General features: G+C 40.2%; 14 protein-coding genes, 1 tRNA gene and 1 riboswitch. Of the genes, 9 read left to right on the top strand and 6 right to left on the bottom strand.

All coding sequences use genetic code 11. From position 1 onward, the window contains the following. The first annotated feature begins 8 nt into the window (after positions 1-8). Positions 9-1,346: an aspartate aminotransferase family protein gene (locus tag JG30_RS05310; protein WP_046316801.1), complete on the top strand. Its 1,338-nt coding sequence runs from the start codon at positions 9-11 to the stop codon at positions 1,344-1,346. Positions 1,347-1,421: 75 nt separating this feature from the next. On the opposite strand, the gene dapF is transcribed toward JG30_RS05310, so the two are convergent. Beyond that, positions 1,422-2,417: a diaminopimelate epimerase gene (gene dapF / locus JG30_RS05305; RefSeq protein ID WP_046316800.1), complete on the bottom strand. Its 996-nt coding sequence runs from the start codon at positions 2,415-2,417 to the stop codon at positions 1,422-1,424. A gap of 1 nt (position 2,418) precedes the next feature. Then, positions 2,419-3,786 (bottom strand): aspartate kinase, encoded by a 1,368-nt coding sequence (locus tag JG30_RS05300; protein ID WP_046316798.1) that lies wholly within the window; start codon positions 3,784-3,786, stop codon positions 2,419-2,421. Positions 3,787-3,981: 195 nt separating this feature from the next. Beyond that, positions 3,982-4,157, top strand: a riboswitch (Lysine riboswitch). A gap of 87 nt (positions 4,158-4,244) precedes the next feature. Here JG30_RS05300 and lysA point away from each other — a divergent pair. The 7 genes from lysA to JG30_RS05265 are packed head-to-tail and all read left to right on the top strand — an operon-like array spanning position 4,245 to position 11,408. Then, positions 4,245-5,558 (top strand): diaminopimelate decarboxylase, encoded by a 1,314-nt coding sequence (lysA, locus tag JG30_RS05295; protein WP_046316796.1) that lies wholly within the window; start codon positions 4,245-4,247, stop codon positions 5,556-5,558. Positions 5,559-5,574: 16 nt separating this feature from the next. After that, a complete protein-coding gene (dapD, locus tag JG30_RS05290; RefSeq protein WP_046316794.1) occupies positions 5,575-6,285 on the top strand; it encodes a 2,3,4,5-tetrahydropyridine-2,6-dicarboxylate N-acetyltransferase in 711 nt (236 codons plus the stop codon). Positions 6,286-6,290: 5 nt separating this feature from the next. Next, positions 6,291-7,436: an N-acetyldiaminopimelate deacetylase gene (locus tag JG30_RS05285; protein WP_046316792.1), complete on the top strand. Its 1,146-nt coding sequence runs from the start codon at positions 6,291-6,293 to the stop codon at positions 7,434-7,436. Positions 7,437-7,440: 4 nt separating this feature from the next. Next, positions 7,441-8,361: a 4-hydroxy-tetrahydrodipicolinate synthase gene (gene dapA, locus JG30_RS05280; RefSeq protein WP_046316789.1), complete on the top strand. Its 921-nt coding sequence runs from the start codon at positions 7,441-7,443 to the stop codon at positions 8,359-8,361. A gap of 2 nt (positions 8,362-8,363) precedes the next feature. After that, positions 8,364-9,140, top strand: coding sequence for a 4-hydroxy-tetrahydrodipicolinate reductase (dapB, locus tag JG30_RS05275; protein ID WP_046316787.1), 777 nt, complete (start codon positions 8,364-8,366; stop codon positions 9,138-9,140). Positions 9,141-9,154: 14 nt separating this feature from the next. Beyond that, entirely contained in the window at positions 9,155-10,351 is a 1,197-nt protein-coding gene (locus JG30_RS05270) for an aminotransferase class I/II-fold pyridoxal phosphate-dependent enzyme (RefSeq protein ID WP_046316785.1), read from the top strand. Next, entirely contained in the window at positions 10,344-11,408 is a 1,065-nt protein-coding gene (locus JG30_RS05265) for an aspartate-semialdehyde dehydrogenase (RefSeq protein WP_046316784.1), read from the top strand. The genes JG30_RS05270 and JG30_RS05265 overlap by 8 nt, the downstream gene beginning before the upstream one ends. A gap of 122 nt (positions 11,409-11,530) precedes the next feature. Here JG30_RS05265 and JG30_RS05260 read toward each other — a convergent pair whose 3' ends face one another. From JG30_RS05260 to JG30_RS05245, 4 genes are all read right to left on the bottom strand, one after another. Next, positions 11,531-13,960, bottom strand: a complete 2,430-nt coding sequence (locus tag JG30_RS05260; protein WP_046316782.1) for a Xaa-Pro dipeptidyl-peptidase — start codon at positions 13,958-13,960, stop codon at positions 11,531-11,533. A 452-nt stretch (positions 13,961-14,412) separates the two neighbouring features. Then, positions 14,413-14,592, bottom strand: a complete 180-nt coding sequence (locus JG30_RS05255; protein WP_046316778.1) for a hypothetical protein — start codon at positions 14,590-14,592, stop codon at positions 14,413-14,415. Positions 14,593-14,847: 255 nt separating this feature from the next. Further along, positions 14,848-15,897 (bottom strand): PTS sugar transporter subunit IIC, encoded by a 1,050-nt coding sequence (locus JG30_RS05250; protein ID WP_046316775.1) that lies wholly within the window; start codon positions 15,895-15,897, stop codon positions 14,848-14,850. Positions 15,898-16,292: 395 nt separating this feature from the next. Then, positions 16,293-16,754 (bottom strand): TspO/MBR family protein, encoded by a 462-nt coding sequence (locus JG30_RS05245; protein WP_046316773.1) that lies wholly within the window; start codon positions 16,752-16,754, stop codon positions 16,293-16,295. Between the two features lie 141 nt (positions 16,755-16,895). On the opposite strand from JG30_RS05245, the gene JG30_RS05240 reads away from it, so the two are divergent. Further along, positions 16,896-16,968 (top strand) — tRNA-Gln (locus JG30_RS05240). Positions 16,969-17,351: the final 383 nt, after the last annotated feature.

Raw genomic sequence — 17,351 nt, 5'->3', positions numbered from 1 at the left:
GAATATTTATGGATAAAAATCAAGAAGCGTTACAGACAGAACAAGCTGCACTAGCACCAACTTCACGCATTAAGTATTTTGATTTAGTCGTTCAAAGTGGTTCTGGAGCCACGATAACAGATATGAATGGACGGCAATATTTAGATTTACTTTCCAGTGCTTCGGCAACTAATACGGGACATTGTCATCCACACGTGGTACAAGCTATTCAAGAACAAGCCGCACGTTTAATACAGTACACGCCAGCTTATTTTGCGAACGAGCCGGAAACACAATTAGCAGGACGTTTGACGCATCTAGCTCCCATCAGTGGCCCGGTACGGTTATTATGGGGGAACTCCGGGTCGGACGCGAATGATGCGGTGATTAAGTTAGCACGTGCTTATACTGGCCGTCAGTATATTGTTTGCTTTACCGGAGCTTATCATGGGTCTACTTATGGTTCAATGTCCTTGTCTTCTGTGAGCTTAAACATGAGTCGCAAAATGGCACCTTTATTACCCGGAATTGTCAAAGTGCCGTATCCGGATAGTCATGATCGGTTACCTCAAGAAAGCGAGACCGCTTTTGTCGAGCGCATGTTTGCCGCTTTTAAACAGCCTTTTGATACTTATTTGCCGGCAGAAGAAGTAGCGGCGATTGTTATTGAACCTATTCAAGGTGATGGGGGTATTGTGAAAGCACCCCAGGCCTATTTGGATAAGATTCATCAATTTGCTCAACAGCATGGTATTTTATTAGCAGTAGATGAAATTAATCAAGGATTAGGCCGTACTGGGAAATGGTGGTCGATTGATCATTTCCAAATTGAACCCGATTTGATGAGCATTGGCAAATCTTTGGCTTCCGGGTTGCCTTTAAGTGCTGTATTAGGCCGCGAAGAAGTGATGGCTGCCTTGGATGCTCCTGGCAATTTGTTTACCACTTCCGGGAATCCAATCACCACGGCTGCTGCGAATGCAACTATTGATGTGATTGAAAATGAAAACTTGGTGGAGAAATCCCGCAGTCTCGGATTGAAGGCTCAAGCCGGTTTTCAGAAATTGCAACAAAAGTATGCCTTTATTGGTGATGTCCGGATGTATGGTTTAAATGGCGGCATTGATATTGTTGATCCGCAAACGCAGCAACCTGATCCGCAAGCAACGACCAAATTAATTTATCGAATTTATGAATTGGGAGCAATCATGATTAGCCTGCGTGGCAATATTTTACGTTTCCAACCGCCACTAGTTATGACGGAAGATCAATTAAATCAAGCACTGCAAATTATCGATCAAGCTTGTCAAGATTTAGCGGCCGATAAATTAAGTTTACCGGAAAATGCAGCGGAGATTGGTTGGTAAATCATAGAAAAAAAAGCACCTTTGCTGAAAAAGCAAGGCGCTTTTTTATTGTAAAAATTATTTTTTGAAAACTTTTTAATTAATTTTAGGTTGATGTTCCTGGACAAATTTTTCATAAGCCGCGGTCTCTGAACTCTCGTGAATAATTGCATGGGTCCAATCGTTTGCTCGATGTAAATCAGATTCCGGTAATTCTATACGATCCATTATCGAAGCATTGCCAATTAATTCCATCCAATAGTGCTGAGGAGAAGATTGATGGACGCGGACTTGAACTTGACCGCCTGGATTATAGACGGTTATTAATTCGTCCCAAGCAGCAGTTGCAGATTGGCTTAATAAAAAGGCTAAACAAGTGGCCGACATTCCGGTACCGCAAGCATTGGTTAAACCCACCCCACGCTCAAAGGTGCGTACAAATAACTTGTGCGGTCCTAAAATTTGAGCCCAGCTGACATTGACACCATCTGGAAAATATGGATTGGATTGATTTAGCCGATGACCTAATTTTTCTAAGCCAGAGCCTTGTAAATCGGTGCTAGTCACGAAACTAATCAAATGTGGGTTCGGCACTGCTAAGGCAGTAAATTTTAATTGGGGATCTAATTCTGGTAAAGGTTGATTAACAATCGGTTGCTCTCCTAGATTAGTACAGGGGAGATCTTGTAAGTTAAAGCTAACGGGTGAAATTTCCACACTAAAAGCGGGGACTTCGGGGGCCCAATCAGGCTGCTGACTGACTTGTAAATTGGCCGTTAAGGTTTCCACTTGAAACTGTTTTAAGTGATGTTTAGCACCCAAGTAACGAGCCACTGTGCGCAAGCCGTTGCCACACATTGAAGCTTGAGAGCCATCAGCATTAAAGATTCGCATTTGACCTATGGGACCCGGACAGCTCGGATCTTGAATGACTAATAATCCATCAGCACCATGGAGGAGACCCGTTTGCGGGTGACAAATATTTTGGGCTAATTTTTGCAGTTCAGTAGTGGCTAAAGGCTGCGAGAGTTGGGTTTGATCGAGGAGAAAAAATTTATTATTGGATCCTTGAACTTTAAAAAGTGTAGTCATTTCATTCATCTCCGTTTTGGTTTGGGAAAAAACTCTGGTAAATTTGTTGGACTGCTAAGGCCGCGTCAGACTGCTTGGTTCCTAGCATAATAGAAATTTGGGAAGCTCCCTGATTAATCATATGTACCCGGATGCTTTGACGGGCTAAAGGATCAAAAATTTTTTGTAAAAAATCGGGGAATAAACGAATTCCCTCACCTACCACCATGATAATCGCATAATCATCAATCCATTCTAGTTCGTCCGGCTGGATCACCATTTTAACACGTTCTAACAGTTGTTGTTGTTTGGTAGGGGTAAATTGGCGTTTGTCAAAAATAACAGTTAAATCATCAATTCCTGAAGGCATATGCTCATAAGAAATATTAAATTCATAAAATATTTTTAATAATTTAAGAGTAAAACCAACTTCTTTATTCAGCAGATAACGATGGAGATATAAAGCTGCAAAATGTGAGGAACTGGCGACCCCGGTAATTGGTTTTTGAGGTTGAAAATATTTTTGCGGAACAATCAAAGTGCCCGGCAAATCAGGATGATTGGTATTTTTTATTTTGATCGGTACTTGACCTTCAATAGCTGGTAATAACGCTTCATCGTGGAAAACTGAAAAACCAGCATATGATAGTTCCCGTAGTTCGCGATAGGTCATAGTTTGAATTGCTTGCGGATGATCAACTAGCCGAGGATCGGCAGCATAAACAGCATTAACATCGGTAAAGTTCTCATACAAATCGGCTTGTAGTCCATAAGCTAAAATAGCGCCGGTAATATCAGAACCACCTCGTGAAAAAGTTGCAATTTGCTGATCTGACGTAAGGCCGTAAAAACCTGGGACCACAATCCGGTCGTGGCCGATATTGATTTTGGCAATTTGTTGATAACTACTTTGCAAAATGTGGGCGTCTTGTGGGTCATTCGACACTTGAATGCCGGCAGTTTTGGGATCGACGTAACGTGTGGGAACTTTTTTTTGTAAAATAATCGCTAGCAATTGAGCATTTAAACATTCCCCATGAGCTTTAAAAGCGGCCATTAAATAATCATCATTGGGATAATCTTTTTGAGGTAAATCCCATAAACAAGTTTTAAGTGGCCGTAATTGAGTAGCGGTCAGATGAAAATAATCAGCAATCTCTTGATAGCGTGCCCAAATTTGTTGTTGGGTAGAAGAATAATCTTGATGTTGAAGCACCTGTTGGGCATATTTGATTAATAAATCGGTGACTTTGATGTCGGAAGTAAAACGTTTACCCGGTGCTGAAGTGACAATGATTTGCCGTTGGGGATCAGCGACGATAATGTTAAGGACTTTGGCCATTTGAGCTCCGGTGGCTAAGGAACTGCCACCAAATTTTACGACTTTCATACTAATCAGCTTTCTTTGTCAAAATTAAAAAATCATCATTTGGTGATAATTCAAACTGAATTTTAACAGGTTATTTTTTTTCTGCAAGCAGATACTCGTCACTAAAAGTGGTCGTAAAAATTGATCTACAAATAATTAGGCCTTAAAAAAAATTAATTTTTCTTGACATTAGATTTAATTAATTATAGGATTTCTATAAATCGAAGAGGTCGCGACTAACATGAGTAACTAGTGGAGTTTCTGCAAAACTAAGAAACTAGTGAAAGGGGCAGTCGCCGAAGCGGCCATGACGCAGAAGTGGTTTACGCTGGGACGTAGTTCAAGAAATTACGGACTGTCGCAATTTATTTTGCGGAGCGCTATCGACAAAATGATTATCAAAGATAATGCTATATACTTTGGGTGAATTCTTTTGTTTAGATGGCTAAACAAAAGAATTTTTTTTTGGAGGTTATTAGATGCAGGTTGCTACAACGCGAATTAAAACAAATTCTCAACATCATTTAACGATTGGCGGAGTTGATGCTCTGCAATTGGCAGATACTTATCAAACGCCTTTAGTGGTCTATGATGTGGATGCCATTCGAGAACAAATACATCAATTCCAGCAAGCTTTTGCGGAGCAACATGTTAATTATGTTATCAGTTATGCCAGTAAAGCTTTGGCAATTACTGCAATTTATCAAGTATTGGCACAAGAACAGGTCCATGTTGATGTGGTGTCGGGAGGTGAATTATATACTGCCATGCAAGCTCATTTTCCGATGAAGTGGGTGAGTTTTCATGGCAATAATAAATCCATGGCGGAATTGGAAATGGCTTTGCAGCAGCATGTAGGAGTTATTATTGTCGATAATTTTTACGAGTTGCAGTTACTCCAAAAACTTGCATCCAAATACCCCCAACCTACGGCAGTTATGTTACGGATTAATCCAGGTATTACCGCACATACGCATGAATATGACCAAACAGGACAAGAAGATAGCAAGTTTGGTTTTGATTGGTCCAGCGGTCAGGCGACTCGTGCTGCTGAAGCGGTTTTGCAAACCCAGTCCCTTAAATTAGTTGGTATCCATGCCCATATCGGCTCTCAAATATTAGAAACTCAAGGTTTTAAACTTTTAGCCCAAAAATTAGGTGCTGTGATGAAAACTTGGGAGCAGGAGTTACACTATCGAGCTGATATTTTAAATTTTGGTGGTGGTTTTGGAATTCAGTATACAAAAAGCGATCAAGTTATTGCCCCTCGGCAATTTGTTCAAACACTGGTGCAGACTTTGCGGGACACTTTGAATACAAGTGATTTGCCGATGCCGACTATTTGGATTGAACCTGGCCGCGCCTTAGTCGGTCCGGCGGGTTATAATTTATATACAATCGGCGCACGCAAGGATATTCCGGGTTATTTGCCCTACGTGAGTGTTGATGGCGGTATGGGTGATAATTTACGTCCGGCACTCTATCAGGCTCAATATGAAGCTGTATTGGCCCGGGCACCGCAAGCACCCATTCAAGAAAAAGTTCGTTTAAGTGGGCGCTATTGTGAATCGGGAGATATTCTAATTTCTCAATTGGACTTGCCCGCTACAAAGCCCGGTGATGTTTTGGCTATGTTGGATACTGGAGCTTATGGTTATTCAATGGCTTCCAACTATAATCGAGTTCCCCGTCCGGCCGTAGTCTTTGCTGAGCAGGGCCGGGCTCAAGAAGTGGTCCGCCGGGAAAGTTTCGCTGATTTGACACATTTAGATCAATCTTACAATCTCAACTAAGAAATGAGGAAAATAAATGGTACTGCAAGATGCTCAAGAAATTATTAACTATATTGGTCAGGCTCCTAAAAAAACCCCGGTACAAGTTTTTCTAAGGGGAAGCTTAACCGATATTCAGTGGCCCACAGGAGTCCAAACTTTTTTAGATGCCACCAATGGTGTAGTTTTTGGTGATTGGCAAGTGATAGCCCCCGTATTAAAAAAGTACGCCTCTCAAATTACGGATTATCATATCTTAAATGAAGCTCGTAATTCCGCGGTGCCACTATTGGATCTCAAAGAAATTAATGCACGCATTGAACCGGGAGCCATTATTCGCGATCAAGTGACAATAGGTGAACAAGCGGTGATTATGATGGGAGCCATTATCAATATTGGCGCCCAAATTGGTGCCCGGTCGATGATTGATATGGGAGCGGTTCTCGGCGGACGTGCCATTGTCGGTGCGGACACCCATGTTGGGGCCAATGCTGTTATTGCAGGTGTTATTGAGCCAGCTTCCGCACAGCCTGTTCGAATTGGCGATCATGTTTTAATTGGGGCCAATGCCGTGGTTTTAGAAGGAGTGCAAATTGGTTCCGGAGCGGTGGTAGCTGCTGGTGCAGTAGTCACTCAAGATGTTGCTGCTCATACTGTAGTGGCCGGAATTCCGGCTCGAGTTGTAAAATCCGTAGATCAAAAAACTACATCTAAAACAGGTTTAGAAAAAGATTTGAGAAAGTTGTAAAAGATATGTTATCGGAAAATGAATTAATTCAAATTCGGCGACATCTACATCAAATTCCAGAGTTAGCCTTGCAAGAACAACAGACTAGTGATTATTTGAAGCAGATTATTCAAGCAATGCCGCAAACAAATTTACAGTTCCGAACAATTCCAGAGTTGCCTACAGGGTTACTGGTTCGGGTTCAAGGGTCTGCGCCGCAGCGAACTATTGGCTTTCGGGCGGATATGGACGGTTTGCCGGTTACTGAACAAACTCAATTAGCTTTTAGTTCACAACATGCCGGCATTATGCATGCCTGTGGTCATGATATTCATATGACAGTTGCTTTAGGAATTTTGGATTATTTTGCCGCCAACCAGCCCCGGGATAATTTGCTTTTCTTCTTCCAACCGGCTGAAGAAAGCGAATGTGGGGCGAAAATTGCCTACGAGTCCCAATTGTTTACAGGGGATTTTTGTCCAGATGAATTTTACGCTTTACATGACACTCCGGATTTAGATGCCGGCGTGATTGGGTGTCGATTAGGGACTTTATTTGCGGGTTCGATTGAAATTGACGCTGATTTTTATGGTCAAGGAGGGCATGCTGCTTATCCTCAGCGCGCTAATGATATGGTGGTGGCAGCGGCTGAATTTATTAATCAAGTGCAAACAGTAGTAGCGCGTAATGTTGATCCTATTGAGGGCGGCGTGATTACTTTTGGCAAATTTGAAGCCGGAACTATTCGCAATGTCATTGCAGGACAGGCTCATCTAGAAGGAACAATTCGGGGCTTGACGCAAAAAATGTTGGAACATATTAAACAGCGGCTACAAGCTCTGGGCCAAGGCATTGCTCAAAGTTTTGAAGCTCGAGTAGAGCTGCAGTTTGATCAAGGAGGTTATTGGCCGGTAGAAAATAATTTAGAATTAACACAGCAATTCATAACTTATATGCAAAAAGAATCAACTATTAAATATCAGACTACAAGACCAGCAATGACTGGTGAAGATTTTGGCTTTTTATTAGCTCAATTTCCGGGAACTATGTTTTGGTTGGGAGTAGGTCCAACGGGTTCATTACACTCGGCCACCTTTAATCCCGATGAAGCCGCTATTTCAGCTGGAGTGCAAGCAGTTACTAAGTTTTTAAGTTATCGAATGGGGGAATAACAAAATGACAACCTTTAATCAAGCAGATCTATTAGCCGCAATTATTACACCTTTTGATGATAAACAACAATTAAATTTTGATAGTTTACAAAAACTGACAGATCATTTGTTAGCTGCCGGTAATCGGGGCTTTGTCATTGGGGGAACTACTGGAGAAGCTGCCACTTTAAGTCATGATGAAAAAATTAGTTTATATACCCGCTTTGCGCAAATTGTCAATCAACGTGGTCCAGTCATTGCGGGTACAGGCAGTAATAATACTCAGGCGACTTGTGAGTTTACCCATGAAGTAAGCCAAATTCCAGGGATTGACGCGGCATTAGTTGTGGCGCCTTATTACAATAAACCAAATCAACGCGGTTTACTTGCCCATTTTACAGCGGTAGCCGAGGCTTCTGAAATTCCTATTATTATTTATAATATTCCTGGGCGTACGGGCATTACGATTGCTAATGAAACTTTAGTTAAACTAGCTCAGCATCCGCGCATTATCGGCGTCAAACAATGTACTTCTTTAGAAGATCTGGAATATCTGGTTGAAAATACTCCGGCGGACTTTTTAGTGTATTCAGGTGAAGATGCACAGGCACTAGCAGCTAAAACGATTGGAGCTCAAGGGGTAATCTCAGTAGCTTCACATGTCTATGGACAAGCGATGCGTCAAATGTATGATGCTTTAGAGAGTGGCAATATATCTTTAGCCGGCCAATTGCAGCGTCGTTTAACTCCGAAGATGCAGGCTTTATTCATGTACCCTTCACCTGCACCAGTGAAAGCAGTGTTAAATGCACAAGGTTTTCAAACTGGAGGTTGTCGCTTGCCGATTCAAGCATTGAATACAGCCGAACAGGCAAAACTAGCACAAGCTTTAGGTTTGGAATCGACGGCTTTACAACAGACAAATCTAACAGAATTGGAAGTTTAAATATGAAAAAAGTTTTTATTGCAGGTTTTACTGGAGCGATGGGCCAGAAGGCGGTTCAGTTGGTTATGGAAGATCCAGCTTATCAGCTAGTGGGAGTTTTAGCTCCAGGAGCAAGTAATCCGGATCCTCAAGTTTATCATCTAGCACCAACAACCAAAGTATATAATCAATTAGCACAAGTAGATATTAAGGCTGATATTTGGTTAGATTTCACTGTGCCGCAAGCGGTGTTTGCGAACACACAATTTGCTTTACAACAACATATGCATCCTGTAGTCGGAACTAGTGGCTTGCAGACTGAGCAAATTAAAACCTTGCAAGAGTTGGCACAACAGCAAGGGATAGGGGGGATAATTGTTCCAAATTTTGGGTTATCAGCAGTGTTACTCATGAAATTTGCCCAGGAAGCTGCCCAGTATTTTCCGGATGCTGAAATCATTGAATTACATCACGCAGATAAACAAGATGCGCCATCAGGAACAGCGATTTCAACAGCCCAGTTGATTGCCGAGCAACGGCAAAGCCCAAAACCAGCGTCACCTTTACATGAAACCTTGCCACATGTCCGAGGAGGCGATTATCAAGGAATAAAAATTCATTCAGTACGTTTGCCTGGTTACGTAGCGCATGAAGAAGTGCTCTTTGGCGGACCCGGAGAAGCATTAACTATTAGGCAAGATTCATTTGATCGTCAATCTTTTATGAAGGGTGTTAAACTTGCCTTAGATCAAGTTATGGATTTAACAGAATTAGTTGTTGGATTAGAAAAAATTTTATAAAGGTGGTAGTCTTAATGCCCGAATTAGCAAAAAAATTAGAAACAACCGTTAATGAACGTTTACGCCAAGTGGCACCGTCAGCCATTCGTGAGTTTGATGATAGAGTTTCTCAAATTCCCGATATTATTAAATTAAGTTTGGGAGAGCCAGATCAAAATGTTCCGGAGCACGTGAAACAAGCAGCTATTGCCAGTATCGTAGCTAATGACTCCCATTATTCCGCACAAAAAGGAAGTTTGCCTTTACGTCAAGCGATCAGTCAGTATTTACAGCGGAAACAAAACTTAAATTATGATGCCAATAATGAGATTGTCGTAACTATCGGAGCAACAGAAGCTATCACATCGACATTGTTTTCTTTGTTAAACGCCGGAGATGAGGTTATTGTACCTACTCCCAGCTACGCATTATATTTTCCTATTATTGAATTAACGGGTGCCAAAATTGTCATGGTGGATACTTCGCAAACGGATTTTGTGCTCACACCTGCAGCTCTGAGCAAAGCTTTAGAACAACATCCACGAACACGGTTAATTATTTTGAACTATCCTACTAATCCGACAGGTCGGGAATATTCTCAAGCAGAAGTAACGGCGTTGGCCCAAATTATCGAAAAATATCCGGTCTATGTATTATCTGATGAAATCTATAGTGAACTAGTATATGATCAACCGCATTTTTCGATTGCCCGTTTACTACCGGAACAAACCATTTTAATTAGCGGCGTTTCGAAGTCACATGCTATGACAGGTTATCGGATTGGTTATTTGGCAGCACCGCATGCTACAGTCACAGAAATTACGAAAATGCATGCTTTTATGGTAACAGCGCCTACTAATTCTTCACAGGCTGCAGCTACAGAAGCTTTGAATAATGGAGATGCTGATCCGCAAGCCTCGGTCCAAATTTATCGCAAGCGGCGTGATTTTATTCAGCGGCGTTTAAATGAAATCGGATTTGAAACCGTCAGTCCGCAGGGGGCATTTTATGTTTTTGCGAAAATTCCCGAGCAGTTTAATCAAAACGATAATGAATTTGCTTGGCAGTTAGCACAACAAGCGCACGTCGGATGTACTCCTGGCAATGGTTTTGGTGCTGGCGGTGCTGGTTATCTGCGCTTTTCATATGCAGCGAGTGATGAAGACTTAACCGAAGCCATGAACCGAATTGAGAAGTTTGTGCAACAAGAGGGAGGTCAAACGCATGCCTAGTAGGGATTATACTGTTGCTATTTTAGGTGCGACAGGAGCAGTCGGGACGCGCTTAATGGAACAATTAGCACAGTCCAAAATTCCTTTAAAGCAAGTCAAATTATTGGCTTCCGCTCGTTCTGCTGGCAAAAAATTAAAGTTTGCAGATCAAACATTAACCGTAGAAGAAGCTCGACCAGAAGTTTTTGAAAATGTGGATTTAGTTCTTGCGTCTGCGGGGGGCTCCGTCTCAAAACAATTCTTACCAGAAGCAGTGAAACGGGGAGCAGTTTGTGTAGATAATACGAGTGCTTTTCGTATGGATCCGCAAGTCCCTTTAGTGGTACCAGAAGTCAATGCCCAACAGTTAAAATACCATCATGGCATTATTGCCAATCCGAATTGTTCTACTATTCAAATGGTAGTCGCGTTGGAACCTTTACGCCAGCGCTTTGGATTACAACAAGTGGTAGTATCCACTTACCAGGCAGTTTCGGGTGCTGGGCGGCGTGCATGGCAAGAATTATTAGACGAAACTCAAGCCCAGTTAGATAAGCAAGCTTACACGCCAGAGATTTTACCGACCGCAAGCGATGCTCAACATTATCCGATCGCCTTTAATTTATTACCACAAATTGACGTCTTTGAAACCGATGGTTATTCTCATGAAGAATGGAAAATGATTCATGAAACCAAAAAAATCATGCTGAACGATATGGACGCTGAAGCTATAAAAGTGACAGCTACTTGCGTCCGGGTACCAGTTGTAATTGGTCATGGTGAAGCAGTTTATTTCCAATTGGCTGATCATACAGCCACTGTTGCGCAACTTCAGGCCATTTTAAAACAAGCACCGGGAATTACGCTGCAAGATGATCCACAACATCAAATTTATCCGCAACCCATTCAAGCAGCTGGCAGTCGCCAAACCTTTGTCGGCCGCGTGCGGGCCGACGCAGAAAACCCAGGAGCTTTTCACATGTGGGTGGTCTCAGATAATCTCTTAAAAGGAGCTGCATGGAATACAGTCCAAATTGCTGAAGAATTAGTAAATCAAGATTTAGTTCGGGTTCCTTAAGTCTACTCAAAAAGGATCGTTCGTGATTGAAAAAGCGAACGATCCTTTTTGATTGTGATTTTAAAATGAGTCTTCAAAAATTTAAACAAGATTTAACTTCAGAAAATGAACAGCTCCTACCACTAAAGTAAACTATCCGGATTAACGTTTAACTTCAACTGACAGCCTTGTAAATCCAAGTTATAAGTTATTGCTTGGTTACCACGAATTGTCATTTGAAAGTCAGTGGCATAGACAATTAAACCCAATTGGTGTCCGGCAAGTAAACGATAGTGAGTGGGTTGTAATTGCCAAACTAATGAATAATATTGTTGCGCTACTACGGATTTTACTTGCGTCAGCCGAGTGCGGTTTTGCAAATTGAGATGTCCCAAAGAAATCAATTGGTATGCAGTAGGTTTTTTTTGCAATAAATATTCACGTAAATCCACTTTTTGATATTGATAGCCCAAATCAGAAGCTTGGGTAGCCAGCGTCGTAGGTAATGCTGATAATCGCCGGAAATTACCATAATCGACTAAACGAACACTGACTAAACCTAAATTTTGACTACTAGCAATTTTGAGACGAATTTCAGGACGTCCTTCGATTAGTAATGGTTGATTGAGTGGCGGGGTCTGAAAAATTAAACGGTGCGCTTTTAATGGTTCTGCTTGTACGGACATTAGATCGTGTTCCCATTGTTGCAAATGCTGCGTATAGTACTTAAATAAGGGGGCTGGTAACTGATCATTATATTGCATGATCGAGGATTGAGAAGCTGCCTGCTTAGTTAAGGTTTCCGGTTGAAACTGATAAGTACATATTGAATCAGTATTTTGCGGCCAATCACTTTGAGTAGACCAAGTTTCTGGTTGGGCGTTATCTTGAATTAATACATCCGGTAAAATCTGATCTGCCTGATTGTCTAGATCGTACAACTTGTATGATAACCATAAATTCATCATATCTGTAAAATCCAGGGAGCGAAAATCATTAATATAAATATGGGGTCCTTGATGTAAAATAAGTTTTTGCTTAACTGGTAAGGGTTGCAATGCATGCCAGAATTTGTAAACATTTTTAGGTTTAACGTTCCAGTCATTTAAACCATGAACCATGATGATGTCGGCCGTGATCTGCTGCAGTTGATGGCGGTAATTACGTTGTTCCCAAAAGTCAGTATAATTACCACTACTGCGTTCTTGACCCTGTCCGATTTGTCGCAGTTGATTGTGCCAGGCATCTTTGATTGTTAAATAATCTTTGGCATTTTTTTGCCGGGAAAAGGTTTCTTCAGCCAAAACATCAGCATCTTCACCTGGGAATCCTCCGGGGGCTACTACCAAACCATGTTCTCGATAATAGTCATACCAACTGGAAATAGCTGCTTCGGAAATAATGGTTTTTAAACCGCTTATTCCTGTAGTAGCTGCTGCAATAGCTAAAGTTCCTAAGTAAGATCGACCGGTCATCGCGACTTTTTGATTACACCACCAGGCAGTAATCGCCTTTTGGGCACTGGGGGTTGTAAAAGCAGTGCGTTGGCCGGTTAGCCATTCAATAATGGCTACCGTAGAAATGGTTTCTTGTTGATCACCACAAGTCCGCCATCCTTGGGAATCTTTGGTACCGATACCGGCTGCATAGATTACTGCAAAGCCCCGGGCTAAAAAATAATTATTTAAACTGTAGTCATAATTAGAGTTGAAGCTTTCCACTGTTTGGCGTGTATTATTCTGAGCATCTCGAGCAGGAGGAAGATTCAATGATGTGGATTGGCTTGTCTGATGAAGAGTATTAGCTTGCGGGGCTTTTACCGTCAAAGGTGTGTTTACATTATGCGTTAATTGTTCACCTTCGTAATCGTTAGTCCCTTGATCATAAGGGGAAGCAGTATATAGAACCGGAACAGGTTGTTGATTAGATTCCACCGGGCGAATAATGTTGACTTTCAATAAGTCCCGTTGACCATCGTGATCACTATCTTGTGGCGATTCCACATAAACCACTTCCCGAATCAAGCGATGTGTATCAAAGACAGCTTGGGCTTTACCATTGAAAAATAGCGGTCGCGGAGTAGTTGAAGAGGTCATTTGTTCTTGAAAATAACCGCGATTGGTTAATTCGTCTAAAAATGTTTGTCCATTTACTGTATGCGTAATTAATAATTGATACCAGCCGGAAATAATCTCTGCTGGTGATAAGTGGGAATGAGTAAATTGGGGATAATTTACTTGAGAGGTTATGCGTAATGGATCATTTAAAGGGAAATCGACTTCCGGAATAAAACCTAGTAATTGGAAATACACATTATAAAATACTTTGGCGGTGACTAGATTCTGCTGTAAATAATCCACAATGTTGTCAGTAGGAGTGGCAAATAAAGCCTCTAATTTAGCCTGCAAGCTGGATTCTTCTGTGGTTTCCGGGAAACTACGTTTTAACAAATAGCTTAAAGCAAACGTACTGGACCATTGGGAAAAATCCTTTGGCAGGAAACGAATCCGTTGTAATTCAATGACTTCTTCTTCAAAAGTTGTGGGCCGTAGAGCAAATTGATTTAATTTCATAGGAAAACCTCGATAGCTAGAATAATTTAATTATAGCAATTTTTAGATAGCAACAGCATTGAAAAAATGACATTGGCAATTAATCTTTTAAATTAAAAAGACAACACTGTTATCACACATTTTTAATGCTCATAGCATGATAAAGGCGGATTTTGTCCTAGATCGGAGATCGTTACTTGCGCTTTATTACAAGAAGCAAAATCTGTAGCAATTAAAGGTCTATTTTGCATTCTTCTATTAGAAATAATACTAATCCTTGTCAAAACTTATTTTTAATTTCGATATAACAAAGCCCTCATTTCATAAATGGAATAGAGGGCTTAAAGACGGTTCAAATATTGAATTTAATAAATCTTAAGGGGAAAGATTACATAGTTATCTTTTTGGCGATAATTAAGGCTACGCACTTATAGCCCGTAAAAATTGATAATCAAGAATTTTGATTTTTTTAATTACTGATTACGATAGTCATTACTAGCGCGAATTACTCGCCGAATAGTATCAAAATAAAGATTAGTGATATCTTCAGGAGTAGCTTCAGAAAGATCTTGATTGTTGAGATATAAAATTGTCAGTGCTTGAATATAGCTTTTAGGGAAAGCATTGAAGTTAACTTCATTATCCATTTTCATAATTATCGCCCTTTATAGATTTTGGTTTGAAAAACCTCAACATTTGGCATGTTGGAAGCATTCAAAAAATTTAACAATAATACGCTGTTCATCACCTACTTTAATAATATGTTATCAGTTATAATAAGGAATTTGTCAAGATAAACGTTATTTTAATTATAACTATTTTTTTGGTTCAAAATTGGTATAAAACAAGCCAACATTATTTTAATGTCGGCTGAGATAAAATACAATATTTTTTTTTAGTTGCAATATTTATTCATAGTTTAATGCAAAGTCTTGGGGTTTAAAGAAGTTTAATTGACGATAGAAGATAAAATTACTTACTAGTCCTAAAGCAATCGGTAAAACTAAATAGATTAAAGTGACTAAACAAATATTGGCAAAACTATTGGAATCCATACCTTGTAGCGCAGTTAGGGGGCCGATTAACCCGGAAAAACCAAAGCCGGCTGTCGTAGGAGTGCCGGTAATGTGTAAGCCGGCGGCCAAGCCCCCTAGTAGAGCTGCATTGACGGACATCGGAATTAATAACTTGGGATGCGGCATGAGATTAGCCATTTGCATTTTCGGAGAGCCCAAAAAATGAGCTAAAGAAGTCCCAATGCTATTTACTTTCCAACCATAAATTGCCAGAGCAAAGCTGGCTGCTACTATTCCAACGCTCGCAGAACCGGCGGCAATACCATGTAAGTTAATGGCTGTCGCAATACCGACAGATGAAATAGGTGAAACAATTAATAAAGCAAAGATAACACCAATTAAAATACCCATTATAATTGGTTGGAGAGTGCTTAATTGATTAACGACGAGGCCAATGGCCTTAGTAATCGTACTGATGGGCTGTAAAGTTAAATGACCAATGCCGCCACCCACAATTACCACAATAAGCGGAACTAATAAAATGGTATAAGCTTTTAAGGCCTGACCAATGAGTTGAACAATGAGATAAGCAATCATAATAGTAATGGCCGTGTTAATAACATCACCCGATCCTTGAGCAATGAAACCTTGCTTAGTGAATTGAAAGTTGCCCGCACCCGCGACAGCAGCTAAAGCGATCGAAGCTGTTTGAATGGGGGTTAATTTGCCAATAATACCCACACACGCACCACTAACGACGGGCATCATGATCGCAGCAAGACCGGTTAATTGTAAGATAATGTTTAATTGTGGTGCGATAGGCAAAAGTGCTTTCACCAGCTGATTAATTAAAGCTCCTGGAACTAAGGCCACAATAATACCAATCGATAAGCCATTGAGCGTATCCATAATTATTTTGGGCCCCAATTTCCCTTTTTTCATAATTTCCACTCCTTTATTTCACAAAAAAGCCCTCACCGATTGCAGCTACGGTGAGGGGCACTAAATAATTATCTATTATCAGATCCCTCACCTTAATCGTACTAATCTGTGAGGGAAAATTTGTAAGTTAAAATCACCAACAAAACTTCTGGCTCCACAGATTACTCTGAAGATACCAAAAGTAATATTGATGTAAATTCAAATGTTTAATGTTGTTAGTTAACAAGTCTAGCATAATTTAACTCCTACTCATTTGAATAATTGTATCTTAAACTAAGGGAGCAGAGAATGCAAGTATAAAATGAAATTTGTCTAATAATGTTTAGAGTTTATTTAGAATTTATTCTTAAAAACTTCAAACTTAAAAAATTCAGGAGTATTTTGAAGGATTAATATTAATTAGAAAAAGCCACGCCCAGCGCTAAATAAGTAGCAAAAAGTAACCACAGGAAGTAGGGTATTAACAAAAGTGCAACTAAAGGCCATTGTAATCCCGTTTGATAAATCAGTATTCCCACCAGGCAATCCAAAACGAGTACTAGACCACTGCTAAGCCAATACTGTCGAAATTTAAAGAAAATAATAGTCCAACTAAAGTTAATCAATAGTTGTAAACAAAAAATAATTTGTAAGTGCAAACGAGCTTGATTAAAGATCAAATAACCGTATAAACCAATCAAAATAAAAAGCAGCGGCCAGACCCAACCGAAAAGTTTCGCCGGGGGAGCTAAAGGTGGTTTTTTCATTTGGGCGTAATTCGTTTTTAAATTACCACTCGCCCAAGCAGACAGACCTCCGAACAATTCGATTATTAAGATAAAACCTAAGCAACCAAGAATATCGATACCAAAAATCATTTTTGTATACTCCTTTGATCTATTCCAGTTCATTGTATAGAATTTTAGCGTTGCAAGCGATTTTTGTGCTGCAGGGAATTTTTTGCAAATCTGATATTGACAAGCGCTCAAATTTTAGGTATGATTTTTGTGTTGTGAAATTGGGTATTCGCCAAATCGGTAAGGCAACGGACTCTGAATCCGTAATTTGTAGGTTCGAGCCCTACATACCCAACTATTAGTGTGATCTCCAGAAGTTATTCATTTTGGGGGTCACATTTTTATTACTCTTAATTTTATCGTAACGAAGTTGCTAGGATAGTAAATTGGGATTACATTTTATAATAATAATTGTATTAAACCAAGACAGAATGTAAAAAAAGCTGTTTACATCCACTTCCGCAAAAGAAATATAAAGTTATATTCTTCATTTACCGAGATCAAATGGGAACTAGCCCAAACAAGCAACCAATACCCGTCTTACTTGAAAATCATGTTAGCTGAAGAACTTTTAAAGTATGCCGATCGAAAAATCATCCCAATACTGTTTCTATGTCTCATTGGAGTACTTATAAGAATGCTTTTAGACTTTATTTATTTATAAAAGTTTTATCCAAG

The organism is Bombilactobacillus mellifer, assembly GCF_000970795.1.
Taxonomy (GTDB): domain Bacteria; phylum Bacillota; class Bacilli; order Lactobacillales; family Lactobacillaceae; genus Bombilactobacillus; species Bombilactobacillus mellifer.
The sequence above is the reverse complement of the archived record's forward strand: the minus strand, read 5'-3'. Positions and strand labels throughout refer to the sequence as shown.